General features: G+C 43.2%; 15 protein-coding genes and 2 pseudogenes. 9 read left to right on the plus strand and 8 right to left on the minus strand.

The window, feature by feature from the left end:
• The first annotated feature begins 21 nt into the window (after nt 1-21).
• The 4 genes from phoU (at nt 22) to V7K30_RS21625 (ending at nt 3953) form a co-directional block, all read left to right on the plus strand.
• Nucleotides 22-690, plus strand: coding sequence for a phosphate signaling complex protein PhoU (gene phoU, locus V7K30_RS21610; protein WP_335002738.1), 669 nt, complete (start codon nt 22-24; stop codon nt 688-690).
• Nucleotides 691-1158: 468 nt separating this feature from the next.
• Nucleotides 1159-1788: a Crp/Fnr family transcriptional regulator gene (locus V7K30_RS21615; protein ID WP_335002740.1), complete on the plus strand. Its 630-nt coding sequence runs from the start codon at nt 1159-1161 to the stop codon at nt 1786-1788.
• A 131-nt stretch (nt 1789-1919) separates the two neighbouring features.
• Complete coding sequence (locus tag V7K30_RS21620; protein WP_335002742.1) at nt 1920-3557, plus strand: iron uptake porin; 1638 nt, start codon at nt 1920-1922, stop codon at nt 3555-3557.
• A gap of 147 nt (nt 3558-3704) precedes the next feature.
• Nucleotides 3705-3953, plus strand: coding sequence for a helix-turn-helix domain-containing protein (locus V7K30_RS21625; protein ID WP_335002744.1), 249 nt, complete (start codon nt 3705-3707; stop codon nt 3951-3953).
• Between the two features lie 116 nt (nt 3954-4069).
• On the opposite strand, the gene V7K30_RS21630 is transcribed toward V7K30_RS21625, so the two are convergent.
• A complete protein-coding gene (locus tag V7K30_RS21630; RefSeq protein ID WP_335002746.1) occupies nt 4070-4330 on the minus strand; it encodes a hypothetical protein in 261 nt (86 codons plus the stop codon).
• Between the two features lie 272 nt (nt 4331-4602).
• Here V7K30_RS21630 and V7K30_RS21635 point away from each other — a divergent pair, with 272 nt between their 5' ends.
• Nucleotides 4603-5208, plus strand: a complete 606-nt coding sequence (locus V7K30_RS21635; RefSeq protein ID WP_335002748.1) for a DUF3318 domain-containing protein — start codon at nt 4603-4605, stop codon at nt 5206-5208.
• A gap of 424 nt (nt 5209-5632) precedes the next feature.
• Entirely contained in the window at nt 5633-5824 is a 192-nt protein-coding gene (locus tag V7K30_RS21640) for a hypothetical protein (RefSeq protein ID WP_335002750.1), read from the plus strand.
• A gap of 192 nt (nt 5825-6016) precedes the next feature.
• Here the strand turns inward: V7K30_RS21640 and V7K30_RS21645 are convergent, their stop codons facing one another.
• On the minus strand, nt 6017-6424 hold the full coding sequence (locus V7K30_RS21645; RefSeq protein ID WP_335002752.1) for a hypothetical protein: 408 nt from the start codon (nt 6422-6424) through the stop codon (nt 6017-6019).
• 429 nt (nt 6425-6853) lie between these two features.
• Nucleotides 6854-7045 (minus strand): annotated as a pseudogene (locus V7K30_RS21650) (Uma2 family endonuclease); the annotation flags it as partial.
• Nucleotides 7046-7138: 93 nt separating this feature from the next.
• Here V7K30_RS21650 and V7K30_RS21655 point away from each other — a divergent pair.
• Nucleotides 7139-7342, plus strand: coding sequence for a hypothetical protein (locus V7K30_RS21655; protein ID WP_335002754.1), 204 nt, complete (start codon nt 7139-7141; stop codon nt 7340-7342).
• Nucleotides 7343-7439: 97 nt separating this feature from the next.
• Nucleotides 7440-7781, plus strand: coding sequence for a hypothetical protein (locus V7K30_RS21660; protein WP_335002756.1), 342 nt, complete (start codon nt 7440-7442; stop codon nt 7779-7781).
• A 93-nt stretch (nt 7782-7874) separates the two neighbouring features.
• On the opposite strand, the pseudogene V7K30_RS21665 reads toward V7K30_RS21660, so the two are convergent.
• From V7K30_RS21665 to acpP, 5 genes and pseudogenes are all read right to left on the minus strand, one after another.
• Nucleotides 7875-8285: pseudogene (locus tag V7K30_RS21665) on the minus strand (PIN domain-containing protein).
• 5 nt (nt 8286-8290) lie between these two features.
• Complete coding sequence (locus V7K30_RS21670; RefSeq protein ID WP_229451151.1) at nt 8291-8584, minus strand: hypothetical protein; 294 nt, start codon at nt 8582-8584, stop codon at nt 8291-8293.
• Between the two features lie 137 nt (nt 8585-8721).
• Nucleotides 8722-10749, minus strand: a complete 2028-nt coding sequence (gene tkt / locus V7K30_RS21675; protein ID WP_335002757.1) for a transketolase — start codon at nt 10747-10749, stop codon at nt 8722-8724.
• A 281-nt stretch (nt 10750-11030) separates the two neighbouring features.
• Entirely contained in the window at nt 11031-12281 is a 1251-nt protein-coding gene (gene fabF / locus V7K30_RS21680; protein WP_335002759.1) for a beta-ketoacyl-ACP synthase II, read from the minus strand.
• Between the two features lie 235 nt (nt 12282-12516).
• Nucleotides 12517-12771, minus strand: a complete 255-nt coding sequence (acpP, locus tag V7K30_RS21685) for an acyl carrier protein (RefSeq protein WP_335002761.1) — start codon at nt 12769-12771, stop codon at nt 12517-12519.
• A gap of 418 nt (nt 12772-13189) precedes the next feature.
• Here acpP and V7K30_RS21690 point away from each other — a divergent pair, with 418 nt between their 5' ends.
• Nucleotides 13190-14095, plus strand: coding sequence for a CoB--CoM heterodisulfide reductase iron-sulfur subunit B family protein (locus V7K30_RS21690; RefSeq protein WP_335002763.1), 906 nt, complete (start codon nt 13190-13192; stop codon nt 14093-14095).
• The last annotated feature ends 212 nt before the right edge of the window (nt 14096-14307 follow it).

Here is a 14307-nt window from a genome sequence, read left to right on the forward strand (position 1 = left end):
TTCACGTTTGAGACAACAAGTGTGAAAGCTGTCGATTATACTCCCAATCCTCAAAGACCCCAACTCGCACGCGCCATTAGGCGCTTAGAACGGGATGTATTACGCATGGGTGCTTTGGTAGAACAATCATTTCGCCTCAGCCACCAAGCGTTATTTGCTCGTAACTTAACAGCAGCTGAGGAACTTCCCCGATTAGATAAAAAGATTGATCGCTTTTATCGTCAAATCGAATCAGACTGTACAGCGATTATGACGCTGCAAGCGCCTACGGCTCAAGATTTGCGCTGCTTGAGTGCCTTTATGCAGTTGGTGCGAGACTTAGAGCGCATTGGCGATTATGCTGAGGATTTAGCTGAGATTGCGATTAAAATTTTTCCTTACGCGCCTCATGCGTGTTTGCCAGAAATTGAAGCTATGTCCCTCCACGCACAGGCGATGCTAGCAACTAGCTTGAAGGCTTTGGGAGATTTTGATGAAGCCGGTGGACGCCGTTTAAAGCACCTAGATGATACTGTAGACGATGCCTACGATCGCGTTTATCAGACTTTAGCCCAACAACGCGATGTTCCAGGCGTAGTTGAGCCAATTATACTGCTAGCACTGGCAATTCGTTGTCTGGAACGCATGGCAGATCATGCCACTAATATCGGTCAAAGGGTAGCATATATTGTCACTGGTCAACGCTCTTAATTGACGATTCAGATCAGTCCACAGGCTAAAGCCACTACCTCTACAAACAAAGGCTGACGACTCGTACAGCTTTGCGTAAAACCGTTGGGAATTGAGGGTTGAAAGTTAAACCTCCAGGAGCGGAGACTTTTTAAAATTGATTCGCTACGATTTGATAAAATCCTGTACTGAGTCTTCAGAAAATACTAAATTATTAAAAATAAGTTAACTAAATATTTTACTAAAAGCTTACCTATTCTTAAACTTGCACAATTAGAGTAACAGATAAACAACCAAAAAATTCCGGTCTATCTTACTGATAGATACCTGAAGGCATAAGTTGTTTCCATAAAAAAATTTTGAGTTAGTCTCTAGCTCGATTGAGAAGAATACACTTTCAACTATATAGGTAAATTTTAATACAAATTATTAGAGTTTCTTAATGATTGTAAATAGCGAGATTCCCTGATAATTATGTAGTTACGGTTAATGATGTATTCCACAACTCCTACTTCAAACTCTTCTGCCGTGTCAAATAGCTCTGCTTTCAGTGGACAATTACCCCAGCAGATATTTACCCGTAGGCAAGTAATTCCACTTCAAAATGACGTACTTTGGCGGATTGAGCACGGTGCAGTTCGTACCTTAACGTGGAGTGAAGATGGAACATTCATCACTCTCGGTTATTGGGGATTAGGGGATCTGATTGGTTATCCTTTGTCTAGAGTCAAGCCCTACCAGATTGAATGTCTCACAGGCGTGGAAATAAGCATTGTGCCACCTCATTTGTGGCATCAAAATATTAATGCTTTGTTGTCTCATATTCAACAAGCAGAGGATCTACTAAGCATTGTGCATCGAAAACCAATTTCGCTACGCTTATGGCAGTTTTTAGTCTGGTTAAGCGAAAAATTTGGCCGTGATGTAGAGAAGGGCAAGCTAATCGATCTAAATGTTACCCATCAAGATATTGCTGAAGTGTTAAATACCACACGAGTAACAGTTACCCGGCTCCTACAACAGTTGGAAGAAGAAGGAACAGTTTTACGTCACAAACGCCGCATTATTTTGCGGTTCCCAAATAAATTACTTAAAAATTATGGTTCAGCAGTATGTTAACGACTTGCTTGTAATAATCACAGAATATAATGTATAATCATCGCTGTGATTGTGTGTAGAATCCCTGAAAGTAAAGTGTTATAAGCATTTTCTCAGGACTGGATTATGTGGGTGTGAGTGAGAGTAAAAACATGACAAAACGATTCTGGAATCTTATTAAAGTTAGTCCGGTTGTTGTCGCAGCGACATTTTTTGCTGCGAATAGTGCTTTAGCTGCTGAAGTCAACAAACAGGTAACAAATGTTGCCGATTTATCTGAAGCTCAAGACTCTAACAACATGAGTCAGGTAACATCAGTTTCGCAATTTTCGGATGTGCAGCCCACAGATTGGGCATTCCAAGCTTTACAATCCCTAGTTGAGCGCTACGGCTGTATTGCAGGTTATCCTAACAGTACCTATCGTGGGAACCGTGCTTTGACCCGTTATGAATTTGCCGCAGGTTTGAATGCCTGTTTAGATCGGGTTAATGAACTGATTGCTACAGCTACAGCCGATTTGGTGAGCAAACAAGACTTAGCTACTTTACAGCGCTTACAAGAAGAATATTCTGCTGAACTAGCCACCTTGCGCGGTCGTGTGGATGGACTAGAAGCCCGCACTTCTGAATTGGAAGCCAATCAGTTCTCCACTACCACCAAGTTGGTTGGGGAAGCAGTTTTCAGTGTGTCTGATGTTTTTGCTGGAAATAGGGCAGTTGCTGCTGGTAATTCAAATCAAAACTTGGATTCTAATACCACTTTTTCTGACCGCGTTCGTTTGAACTTATACAGCAGTTTCACTGGGAAAGACCAGTTGCAAATTCGTCTGAATGCTGGCAACATCGTTTCTAATGCTGGTGTGAGCGGTACTAACATGACCCGCTTGGCCTATGACGGTGTTACTGGCACTGGCAACTCTGTTGTCATCGACAAAATTAACTATGCTTTCAACTTTAGTGACGCAGTACGTGTGAAAATTGATGCCACTGGTGGAGAGTTATGGGAGAATGTCAATAACTTCAACCCTGACTTTGCTAGCTCTGGTAAAGGTGCCCTTTCTCGCTATGGACGTTTCAGCCCTATTTATCGTCAAGGTGCCGGTGGCGCTGGTTTAACTGTTACCTTCAATCCTAAAGGCCCGATCAGCTTGAGCGGTGCTTATTTAGCTAGGACTGCTAACGACCCTAGCCTTAATAATGGGCTGTTGGATGGTGATAACGCTATCTTTGGTCAGTTATCTTTCCAACCCAGCAAAGCTTTTAATATTGGTCTAACATACGCCCGCACTTATCAAACTAATGGTGCTAACAACAACCTTTTACAAAGTACAGGCAGTGCTTTTGTTAACAATCCCTTTGGGAATAACACTCGTACCGAATCCAACAACTACGGTGTAGAGGGTACTTTCCAAGTTAGCCCTAAGTTTGCTCTTAGCGCTTGGGGAGGTTACACAACTGCCGATGCTCAGACTGGTCCTAATGCGGGTGCAGATGCAGATATTTGGTACTGGGCTGGAGCGCTTGCTTTGAGAGACTTTGGTGGAAAAGGTAACGTCTTAGGTGTTATTTTTGGTCAACCACCCAGAGTTACGGGTGGCAGCATAAAAAATGTCGCCGCCAATGTTAACTTAGACGACAATACCTCTTATCACTTAGAAGGTCTTTACAAGTTCAAGGTTTCCGATAATATTCAAGTCACCCCTGGCTTGTTGGTAATCTTCAATCCAGAGCACAACGACGCTAACGACACTGAATACGTAGGCACTCTACGGACTACCTTCACCTTCTAAAATTGGTGATGAAATACAAAGCTCAGAATTAGATAAACAAAAGCCCGCCTTGAGGTGGGCTTTTGTTTAGATTTTTCAATATCGGGGAACCATAATCATAGTCCACACCTCTGGTTTTCTCTTTTGCCGTAATATAACATTGACAAGATGACTAGCAGCGATCCTGAGCTTGAGATAATGGTGGAGGAAGCCTCTATCAATGCAAAAGTAGCACAGCTGATTTATGAAGCCAGAACAAAAGCGGGGTTAACGCAGAAACAGCTTGCTGAACTTGTTGGTACAAAACAGCCTGTGATTGCACGCCTTGAAGATGCTGATTACGAAGGACACTCGCTTTCAATGTTGCAAAAAATTGCTCGTGCTCTCAATCAGAAAGTAGTAATTCATCTAATTTAATCAAACACGAGCAAAGCACATAAGTTCTTCCAGTAGGAATATTTACCAGCTTATTCAGAATTGGCTTACGGATAGTCGCAGATCAATAAATCCACAATTCTGATGAAAAAAATTGGCTATGTGGGATTATAATCTGGCTGACCAGATATATCTGTTGAGGGGCGATCGCTACTCCAAGCCCACCACACAGAACCACAGTGGCAATAGTAGAACTCTTGCCATTTGCGATGACGGTCTTCTGTGAGTACAGGCGATCGCCGATTTAGCCAAACTTTTTCAGCTTCTCGGCTACTTGAGTGGCAGTTAGGACAGCAAAATTCATAGGCATGTATTGCCTTATTCGTCCATTCAGGCGGGAGGGTAGCAAAAGCGTCCATGTAGTTACAAGTGTAGTATCAATGGTTATCCAAAACTTTGAGGTTTTGAATTTAGCGGCAAACGGATACTAGAAAATCCCGCCACACGAGCAAACTGCTTAATCAATATTCTTATGGCTTGATCTGAATCTATTCACAAATCGCCATTTACAGAGGTTTTCACTAATAGAACAACCATTTAGAAAGACTGCGATCGCATCTCACAAATCAAAGGTTAACACGAATGATAACTAAAATAGTTACCATGCACATTATGGCTAATAATTAAATTTATGGAGCCAAATGTTGAAATTCGCCGTTTGTTAGATGTGATGCCTGCTTCTGGTCGGATGACGACAAAAATCGTTAGTAAGCCAGAGCAAGCAAAAGTGATTGACGCCTCCTTTCCCCAACCCTGGAATCAGGCGCGACCAATATATATTAATTTCGATTTGTGGCGTCGCTTGACAAAGCCGCAACGAGACTTGCTGCTGTTGCAGATGGTTAGCTGGTTGACGGGGGTGAAGTGGTTTAAACCCGACATTTATCAAGGTGTAGTGCTGGCCGGGCTGTTAGGTGGATTCTTGGAAGCAGCACAGTCAGATGTGGTGGGTGTAGCCGTAGCTGGGGGATTAAGTGCGATCGCCGCTTTTCGGATTTGGCGTGCCAATAAATCTCAAGAGTCAGAGTTAAATGCCGATGCAGCAGCAATTCGCATAGCACAACGGCGGGGTTATTCAGAAGCTGAAGCAGCGCAGCACTTATTATCTGCGATTGAAGCGGTAGCAAAAATTGAAGGGCGTTCTGGTTTAAATTTTACTGACTTGATTCGTTGCCAAAACTTACGAGCGATCGCGGGTTTATCACCAGTGGGTATGCCAGAAAGTTATGATAAGTAGAATAAATGTCTCTGCTGCTTATTTGTAGCAACATTTAAAGTGAAAAGTCTTTATATTGGTTTTTGACAGCAAACAATGCCAAAACCTCTAAATTTCAGATCAGGTTTTAGGATTGTCTAAGCCGAATTCTTTGCATAATTTCTCGTTTTTTATAACTACAGCAAGCTTTCAGTAACAACTACTGCTTTATGTATTTAGCCCAAGGCTTCTAGCCTTTAGGCGACGAGATACAACACATGAGCCTCAAACTAGCTGCAATGCATGAGGCTATTCTACACTGGAATAAGAGAATGTGTGTTTAACTGGCTTAGATGTCAAAAACTGGGGAGTTTTGCCATACCTTCTCAGTGTTGCTTATAAAGTGCTTACCTCGTGTGGTAAAACTTAACTTAAATTCTGTCAGTTACTAACGGAGTTGATGGGAATGAGTACCTTAATTTTAGTCGGCTTAATAGTGGTTTACGGAGGCGGCGCTTGGAAGTTTTGGAATGGGTTTGGGCGGACTAATTTTAATCCAACTTTGACCAATCGCATTGGTTTAGCTTTGCTATGGCCTGCTTTGTTTATTACAAATCAATCCTATCGTCGAAACTTTAGAAAGGCGTTAAAGGGCTAGAGCTTACTATTAAGTCTAACGTCATCCGCTCCTGACGGTGGCATATTATCTCAACATAAATCTAACTCCCCAACCTCCCCTCCCTACTAGGGAAGAGAGGTTGGGTTTGCTCCTTTTAGGAAGGAGAGGAATTAGGAAGGGATAAGTTCGTTAACCGTTGGAAAGTATTTCAGCTGATGAATTTACGAATTATTAGTGATTGGTTAATAGATGGATTGCTCCACCTACAGCTGCACCATCAATAGCATTGCCAACGGTATGTCTACCATCACCAGTAACTGCGCCAGTCAATGCGCCAGCCCCTGCACCGACTCCAACATCTTGGACAGCGCTCCGGCGATTGTGATTGCGATACCCATGCTTTCTCAGACCATTTGCACCATTGACAGCTGCACCAGTCACACCACCTTTGGCAGCATTGCCTAATACACTACCATGTCCTCTAACAGCTCCTGTTACTACATTGGTAACAGCCCCAATACCTACATCTCTTAGTACTTGGTCATCAGCAGCAGCTGGTTTCGCTGGAACTAAGGTGACACCAGCTAAACTTGCAGCCATGAGGCTGGGTAAAAGTGTGCGCTTGAGGATATTATTCATTGTGTTATCTTCTCAAAACATCAAACAATTGGCTAAAAACCAAAGTTATCGGAGTCGGATAAAATCTGATTTTTTATCTGAACAACAGTAACTAATTATTGTTCTCGAATATATATCATCGCATTTGCAAAGTCATAACTGCATCTACATAAAGCATGAATATAGATTCAGTCCAGAGAATCCCTTGCTGATTTCTTAGGCAATACTGGAGATTACCTATTGACAAAATCAATTAAATATGAAATTCAGATGGAAAGTTGTATTTTTTCATTACTAGCAAGGGATTACTAAGGATAAATCGTGTAGTGTTTACCCTATCTATCTAAAGATAGTTGCCAAAATAATTAAACTAATTCGTCGGGGTTAATATTTAATTCTCTTAGTTTAGCAGCCAAGCGCTGCGTAGGCGTAGCCCGTCGTAGACATCGCTCCCACATCTTGAGCAATACAATATTGTCCATCGGGATGCAACTTTTGCAAGATTGGTTGAATCGAATCTGTCAGCAATAAGCTTTGCGGATGTTCTTGCAGATTTTTCACAAATGTCCCGTCAGATTCTGGTAGCTGCGTGTGGTCTGGTAGGGTTGATTCAATGCCTAAAGGTGTTTGTGCTGAGTTCATGGGAACTATCCATATTTTAATTACGTGTTTCTTTGGTAGCATTCGCTCAAAAAATTAAATAAGCTGATAAAAAGTTATTTAGAATTCAAAAACGTGGATATCATTCAAAATATCAATGAAGCAGCTACCTTTGCAACAGTTGGCGCAGTGGTAGGAGTGACTGTGTACCACAGTGTTGGAGGTGCAGGTTTAGCAATTGGAGGAACTGCTTACGGAATAGGTTTAATAGGCTTTGCTGGGACTGGTGCAGTTGCTGGATTAGCTATTTACGGGATGAAAAAGTCAGTTTTTGGATAATTAAATTCGCTTTAAAATTTTTTAAATTGAACAATCAGGGGAATTAAAAGAATAAATTTAAAACCCCTATTTTGAAATAGTTTTGTAAGGAAAAGTAATGATATTAGATTTATATAGGCTTGGTAAAGAAATCGCCCAAGATGCCAATAAATTATTCGACCACACACGGCATAGCGTTAAACATGATTTGGGAGAAACAGTTTTATGTGACAGCTATAATCGTGAGTGGAAAGTAAAGGTTCGCCGCACAGGTAATCGCGGACGCTACCTTAAAATATATTCCTATCCAGATTACAAACAACGCTTGAGAGCATCAGCAGATAAATACAAATCATATTTACAAATTACTTCTGATGAATGGGAGGTTTTTTATCGGACAGCAGAAGGACTAAAGGATTCTCGCGCTAGGGCTATTTTAGACAAGTTAGTAGGAATTTAGGACTAGAAACTGGGTTTTTTAGAAAAACCCAGTTTCTAAACACGAGTGTCATAAGGACAAATATAAACTTAAGTAGAGACGAAGCTCTTATTTTTAAGAATCTGTTGATAGCCAATTCTCCAAGCTTAGTCCTTCAACTCCCAGCAAGTCAGAGTCATTAGAAACTAGAATTAAACCGCATGCGATCGCAGCTGCTGCTATAAATATATCTTGCTCTTGGATAGTTTGACATCTGCGTTTTAAATCCACATGAATTTCGCAGGCTTTTTCAAGAATTGCAATATCATCTAAAAACAAAATTTGATATCTACGACAGAACAAAGTAAAGTCAGCTGACTACCTTGTAGCATTGATAGCTAAAAGTCCCCGTTTGACCTCATAATAGGTGATGCAGCTAATAAATATGTCTTTTTGGAGACGGCGTGCTTCTCGGAACTTCTTATCTACATTGATGTTCTTTTTGAGAAGATAGCTGACAATGTTTGTATCAAGTAAATAAGTCACTTTCTCTATTTTCTCTTTACTGCTTCATCGTACATTTTTATTTGCTCTGGCGTCAAATCATTTAAGGTACCAGAAACAGCTTCTAAAACTAAGATACTATCAATTCTGCGTGTTAAATCATCATCTTTAATCGCTCGCATTTCTTCTGGTGAAAATTTACCAAACAGGTCTACCAGCATTTCAATCATTTCCCATTTTTTTAATTTCACCAAATACAAGCTATTGCTTTTAAATAGGTTGTCTACAATTGGCGATATCCGGTTAGTAAGTTCTTGATGATAGCTAGAAACTTCTTGAATAACTTCCTCCTTCATTCATCAACTAATTAGCCCAATTATAAACGATTCTACTCTGCGCTTCCCTCAACGCCCCTCTGCGTAAAAAAAAGGTGGACAAGATGCCCACCTCACAAAATTTTGAGAATATTCTGTTGCTATTAACCCAACAATTGTTTAGCCTTAGCTAACACATTATCAACACTAAAGCCAAACTTCTCTAAACAAACATTGCCTGGAGCCGAAGCACCAAAGCGATCGATACTAACGCAATCGCCTTCAGTACCTACGTACTTGTGCCAACCGAAACTGCTACCAGCTTCTACAGACAAACGCTTGGTGACAGCTTTCGGCAGAACAGACTCTTTATAAGCCGCATCCTGTGCTTCAAACAGTTCCCATGAAGGTAGCGAGACGACACGAACTTTCTTACCTTCGGCTGTGAGTTTTTCAGCGGCGGTAACGGCGAGGCTCAATTCTGAACCAGTGCCAATCAAGATAATCTCAGGTGTACCTTGGCTATCCACCACGGTGTATCCACCTTTCGCCACCTTTTCAATTGATGTACCTGGCAAGTTGGGGACGTTTTGACGGGTGAACGCCAACAGGCTAGGAGCGTTTTGCTTCGACTTTTCGATCGCTATTTTATAAGCGCCAGAGGTTTCATTACCGTCTGCGGGACGAAACACGGTTAAATTAGGAATGGCTCGTAAGGAAGCCAGGGTTTCAATGGGTTGGTGTGTGGGGCCATCTTCACCTTGTCCAATGGAATCGTGAGTCATCACCCAAATCGAGCCAGCTTGGGAAAGGGCGGATAAGCGGATGGCAGCACGCATATAATCTGTGAAGATCAAGAAGGTAGCACCGTAGGGAATTAATCCCGAAGCGTGCAGCGCTATACCATTACAGATTGCGCCCATCGCATGTTCCCGTACACCAAAGTGGATGTTGGGGTTTTCGTAGTGCCCTTTTTGGAAGTCGCCCTTGCCCTTGACTTCGGTAAGGTTGGAGTGGGTTAAGTCAGCCGAACCACCAATTAATTCAGGTAAAACCGCCGCTAGTTTGTTGAGGCAGGTTTCTGAGTGTTTGCGAGTGGGCAGTCCTTTGTCTTCGGGGGTGTAGGTGGGTAGTACCTTATCCCAACCATCGGGTAGTTTGCCGCTTATGTAGCGTTCAAACTCAGCCGCTTCTTGGGCATACTTAGCTTTGTAGTCCGCAAAGGTCTTGTTCCATTCGGTTTCGTAACCTGCGCCGCGCTCAACTGCTTTGCGTGTGTGGTTGAGAGCGTCTTCGGGTATTACGAAAGGCTCGTATTCCCAACCCAAATTTTTCCGAGTCAATGCTATTTCGTCTCCACCTAAAGCAGCACCGTGAACACCAGCGGTGTTTGCTTTATTGGGGGAACCGTAACCAATAATAGTTGTTACCTTGATAAAAGAAGGCTTATCGGTAACAGCTTTGGCTGCTTCAATTGCTTTAGCGATCGCTTCTAAGTCAGTGTTGCCGTCCTTAACGTGTTGGACGTGCCAACCGTAAGCTTCAAAGCGCTTAGAAACATCTTCGGTGAATGCCACATCTGTAGAACCGTCGATGGAGATGTGATTGTCGTCGTACAGAGCGATGAGTTTGCCTAATCCCAAGTGTCCTGCGAAAGAACAAGCTTCACCAGAAATTCCTTCCATGTTGCAACCGTCACCCACAATCACGTAGGTGTAATGGTCAACAATCTTGGTATCGGATTTGTTAAATTTAGCGGCAAGGTGCGCCTCAGCCATCGCCAAACCGACTCCATTAGCAATTCCTTGACCGAGTGGCCCAGTGGTGACTTCCACGCCTGGGGTCATGAAGTTTTCGGGGTGTCCAGGGGTTTTAGACTCCCATTGACGGAATTGCTTGATATCTTCAATGCTGACGCTATCGTAGCCTGTCAGATAGAGCAGGGCGTACTGCAACATCGAGCCATGACCAGCAGACAAGACAAAGCGATCGCGATTAAACCATTTAGGATTCTTGGGATTAAACTTTAAAAAGCGATCCCAAAGTACAAAAGCCATCGGAGCCGCGCCCATCGGCAGTCCTGGGTGTCCCGATTTTGCCTTTTCTACGGCATCAACAGCCAAGAAGCGGATCGAGTTAATACAAAGTTCTTCGAGGGACAATTCTTTGAGGGATTGGGTTGCAACAGTCATAATCTCTTGTTTTTAACGACGGGTTAGCACTCTTCGTAGCTTCTCTTGTTGGGGTTATTTTAGATTCCCCACAGTATCCTCATCATCCCATTCCCGCTTGTCGATGGACAAGCGGGATCTCCTGAGTTTATGGTGATAAATCAAGCTGATAATTGGGTCATGCTGAACGCTTAGTTTATATCGGAATGATATTTCTGATACTTTCGTTGGGCATTGGGCAGAGGAGGATAAAACTTCTGAATTCTAAATTCTGAATTCTAAATTTTGACTCCTGAATTCTCTTAGACGTATTTCTTAAAGGCTAGTGTGACATTATGACCGCCAAACCCAAAAGAATTGGATATTGCCACCTCGACTTTTTGAGCGCGGCTAGAGTTAGGCACGTAATCTAAGTCACACTCTGGATCGGGATTTTCCAGATTGATTGTCGGTGGAATTTGGTCATTAGCGATCGCTAGTACTGTTGCTACTGCTTCAATACCTCCAGAACCGCCCAATAAATGACCCGTCATCGATTTGGTGGAGCTAATTGCCACCTTATAGGCATATTCTCCCAAGGCTTTTTTGATTGCTGAGGTTTCAGTTGAATCATTAGCTGGGGTGCTAGTGCCGTGGGCATTAATGTAGCTGATCTGTTCGGGAGTTATGCTGGCATCTTTGAGCGCTAGCTCTATCGCTCTAGCGGCTCCGAGTCCACCAGGTACAGGGGAGGTGATATGGTAGGCGTCACAGGTCATCCCATAGCCGATCATTTCGGCATAAATGTGAGCGCCGCGACTGATTGCGTGTTGCAGTTCTTCTAGAATTAAAATTCCTGAACCTTCACCCAAAACAAATCCGTTGCGATCGCGGTCAAATGGACGGCAAGCTGTATATGGGTCATCATTGCGAAAAGAGAGTGCCTTGCAGGCGGCAAACCCTGCGATCGACAATGGTGTGACAGCTGACTCCGTTCCCCCGCAAATCATCGCCTGGGCGTATCCTCCTTGAATTAAGCGAAAAGCATCTCCGATGGCGTTGGAGCCAGCAGCGCAGGCAGTTACAGGACAGGAGTTTGGCCCTTTAGCACCCGTGTGAATTGCCGTTAATCCTGCTGCCATATTGGCAATCATCATCGGGATCATGAATGGACTACAGCGATCGGGGCCACGGTTGAGGTAAATAGTTTGCTGGTCTTCTAATACCTTTATGCCACCAACGCCAGAACCGATCATGACACCTACCTGTTCTGCATTCAGGTCATTGATCACTAACTGCGCGTTAGATAGAGCCTGTTTTGCTGTCGCAACCCCAAATTGGGCAAATCGATCCATGCGCTTGGCCTCTTTGCGCTCCAAGTAATCATGTGGATCGAAGTTTTTCACTTCACCAGCAATGCGGCAATCATGGTGAGATGCATCAAATAATGTGATGTAGTCTATACCATTGCGTCCACTCAATAATCCATCCCAATATTCTGTTGCTGTGTTACCTATAGGTGTAATCGCGCCAACACCAGTTACAACAACGCGTTTACGTGTATGATCTGTCATGATTCAGTTAAAAATGGCGAAAAAGCTGCATACAAAAAATTCGGGGTTAGCGAGTAGGTACTGGTGAGCCAGCGCAGCAGGAGCGTCACCCGAAGGGTCTTAAAGATTTCCTTTATGAGAGACTGGCGTTAGTGTCAGCGTTAGCGACGTTCCTAACGTCACCCTTCGTGTGACTAGGTGCTGAAGAAAAATCTCCCCAATCCCCAATCCCCAATCCCCAATCCCCAATCCCCAGTTAAGCTGATGCGGTAACTTTGTTATTGATGTAATCTACTGCGTCTTGAACCGATATAATCTGCTCGGCAGCTTCGTCGGGAATTTCGATATCAAATTCTTCTTCCAAGGCCATCACCAGTTCAACGGTATCCAAGGAATCTGCCCCCAGATCGTCCATAAACTTGGACTGGGGTGTGATTTTGCTCTTGTCGTCAACACTCAGTTGTTCGGCGACGATATTCTTGACCTTTTCAAAAAGTTCCGTTTGGCTCATAAATAATAAAAGTCCTTAACCAGTTGCGAGGATCTGCTCTTTAGAGGAGACATTGTTTTGAGCATATACATCTTATCGTCAAGCGCGATCGCCCGCATACTGCCAAGGGTTTTTCTGTTAGAAACCTTTCTTCTAAAAAGAATGGCTAAGTTTTCTCTTAACACTTGGGCAGTGGAGCGGGCTACGCCATCGCCGATACCGTGTAAATGCTTCGGTTTTCCAATTATTGCTAAAATTTTTTACAATGTCTCGTTCAGTATTTAAAGCCTTGCTAGCAATAAGAATATGTAGATGCTGCGACCCTTTAATCTAGATGGTTAAAGGGTCGCCCAACGTCAAACATCAGAACTTCGGTGCTAACAAGGGATGATAAAACAGTTATTGTTTAGAGCGATCGCTCTAACCCAAACATACTTCTATGCTATCTCAGACACTCAAATACGCTTACTTCCCCGGTTGTGTTGCCCAAGGGGCCTGTCGGGAACTTTACCAGTCAACTCAAGCGCTTACCCAAGCACTGGGCATTGAACTGGTTGAACTTAAAAAAGCTGCTTGCTGCGGTTCTGGCACATTTAAAGAAGATTCCCAACTGCTTGAAGATACAGTCAACGCCAGAAATATTTCTTTAGCAGAAGAATTAAATCTGCCCTTACTTACCCATTGCAGCACTTGTCAAGGTGTTATCGGTCACGTCAACGAACACCTGAAAGAATGCCAGACTTCTAACCCTGCCTACATTGAACAGGTTAATGGCTTGCTGCATAAAGAAGGCTGTTCGCCTTATCGCGGCAGTACCGACGTTAAACATCTTCTCTACGCCTTGGTAACAGATTACGGTTTAGAGGAAATTACCAAACGTGTCACCAGGAAGTTAACTGGACTAAAATGTGCGGCTTTTTATGGCTGTTATCTCCTCCGCGCCCAAAAATCTATGCCCTATGATGACCCCTTCCAACCGGAAGCGATGGAAAATATGTTTCGAGCGGTGGGTGCAACACCAATTTATTACCGAGGTCGGACGCAATGTTGTGGTTGGCCGCTTTCTAGCTATGCCACTACCCAATCTTTCAAGATGGCGGGGATGCATATTCAGGACGCTTTGACATCTGGTGCTGACTGTATAGTTACGCCTTGTCCTCTGTGCCACTTAAATTTAGATTCGCGTCAGCCAGAGGTAGAAAAGGTGATTGAACAGAAGCTAGGTTTACCAGTGTTGCATTTACCTCAGTTAATTGCTTTGGCACTTGGGGTTAGTCCAAAAGAACTGGGTTTAGAACGCCACGTTGTTTCCACAAAGCCAGTGTTGGAAAAATTAGGATTTTAGTTTAAGTAAGTTGGCATAATAAAACCAAACTATTGTAAAGAAGCGTGAATTCGATGGCTTTGATCTGACCCCTCTCCAAACCTAATTTGTATAAATCTTAAGAAAGATGTGACTAATAGATAGCTCTGACGGGGAGATGCAGGCTAGGTGGGAGAGGTTCGTCGAACTCACGTTTTCTTAATTTCGCTACCAGTAAAAACCTTTTTAAAGCA

Source organism: Nostoc sp., from assembly GCF_036917655.1.
GTDB lineage: Bacteria > Cyanobacteriota > Cyanobacteriia > Cyanobacteriales > Nostocaceae > Nostoc.

Coding starts and splice junctions, on each gene's coding strand:
- tkt (WP_335002757.1), bottom strand. CDS start 10,749: ATGACTGTTGCAACCCAATCCCTCAAAGAATTGTCCCTCGAAGAACTT.
- V7K30_RS21635 (WP_335002748.1), top strand. CDS start 4,603: ATGGAGCCAAATGTTGAAATTCGCCGTTTGTTAGATGTGATGCCTGCT.
- acpP (WP_335002761.1), bottom strand. CDS start 12,771: ATGAGCCAAACGGAACTTTTTGAAAAGGTCAAGAATATCGTCGCCGAA.
- V7K30_RS21645 (WP_335002752.1), bottom strand. CDS start 6,424: ATGAATAATATCCTCAAGCGCACACTTTTACCCAGCCTCATGGCTGCA.
- V7K30_RS21615 (WP_335002740.1), top strand. CDS start 1,159: ATGATGTATTCCACAACTCCTACTTCAAACTCTTCTGCCGTGTCAAAT.
- V7K30_RS21625 (WP_335002744.1), top strand. CDS start 3,705: ATGACTAGCAGCGATCCTGAGCTTGAGATAATGGTGGAGGAAGCCTCT.
- V7K30_RS21690 (WP_335002763.1), top strand. CDS start 13,190: ATGCTATCTCAGACACTCAAATACGCTTACTTCCCCGGTTGTGTTGCC.
- V7K30_RS21630 (WP_335002746.1), bottom strand. CDS start 4,330: ATGGACGCTTTTGCTACCCTCCCGCCTGAATGGACGAATAAGGCAATA.
- V7K30_RS21640 (WP_335002750.1), top strand. CDS start 5,633: ATGAGTACCTTAATTTTAGTCGGCTTAATAGTGGTTTACGGAGGCGGC.
- V7K30_RS21660 (WP_335002756.1), top strand. CDS start 7,440: ATGATATTAGATTTATATAGGCTTGGTAAAGAAATCGCCCAAGATGCC.
- fabF (WP_335002759.1), bottom strand. CDS start 12,281: ATGACAGATCATACACGTAAACGCGTTGTTGTAACTGGTGTTGGCGCG.
- V7K30_RS21620 (WP_335002742.1), top strand. CDS start 1,920: ATGACAAAACGATTCTGGAATCTTATTAAAGTTAGTCCGGTTGTTGTC.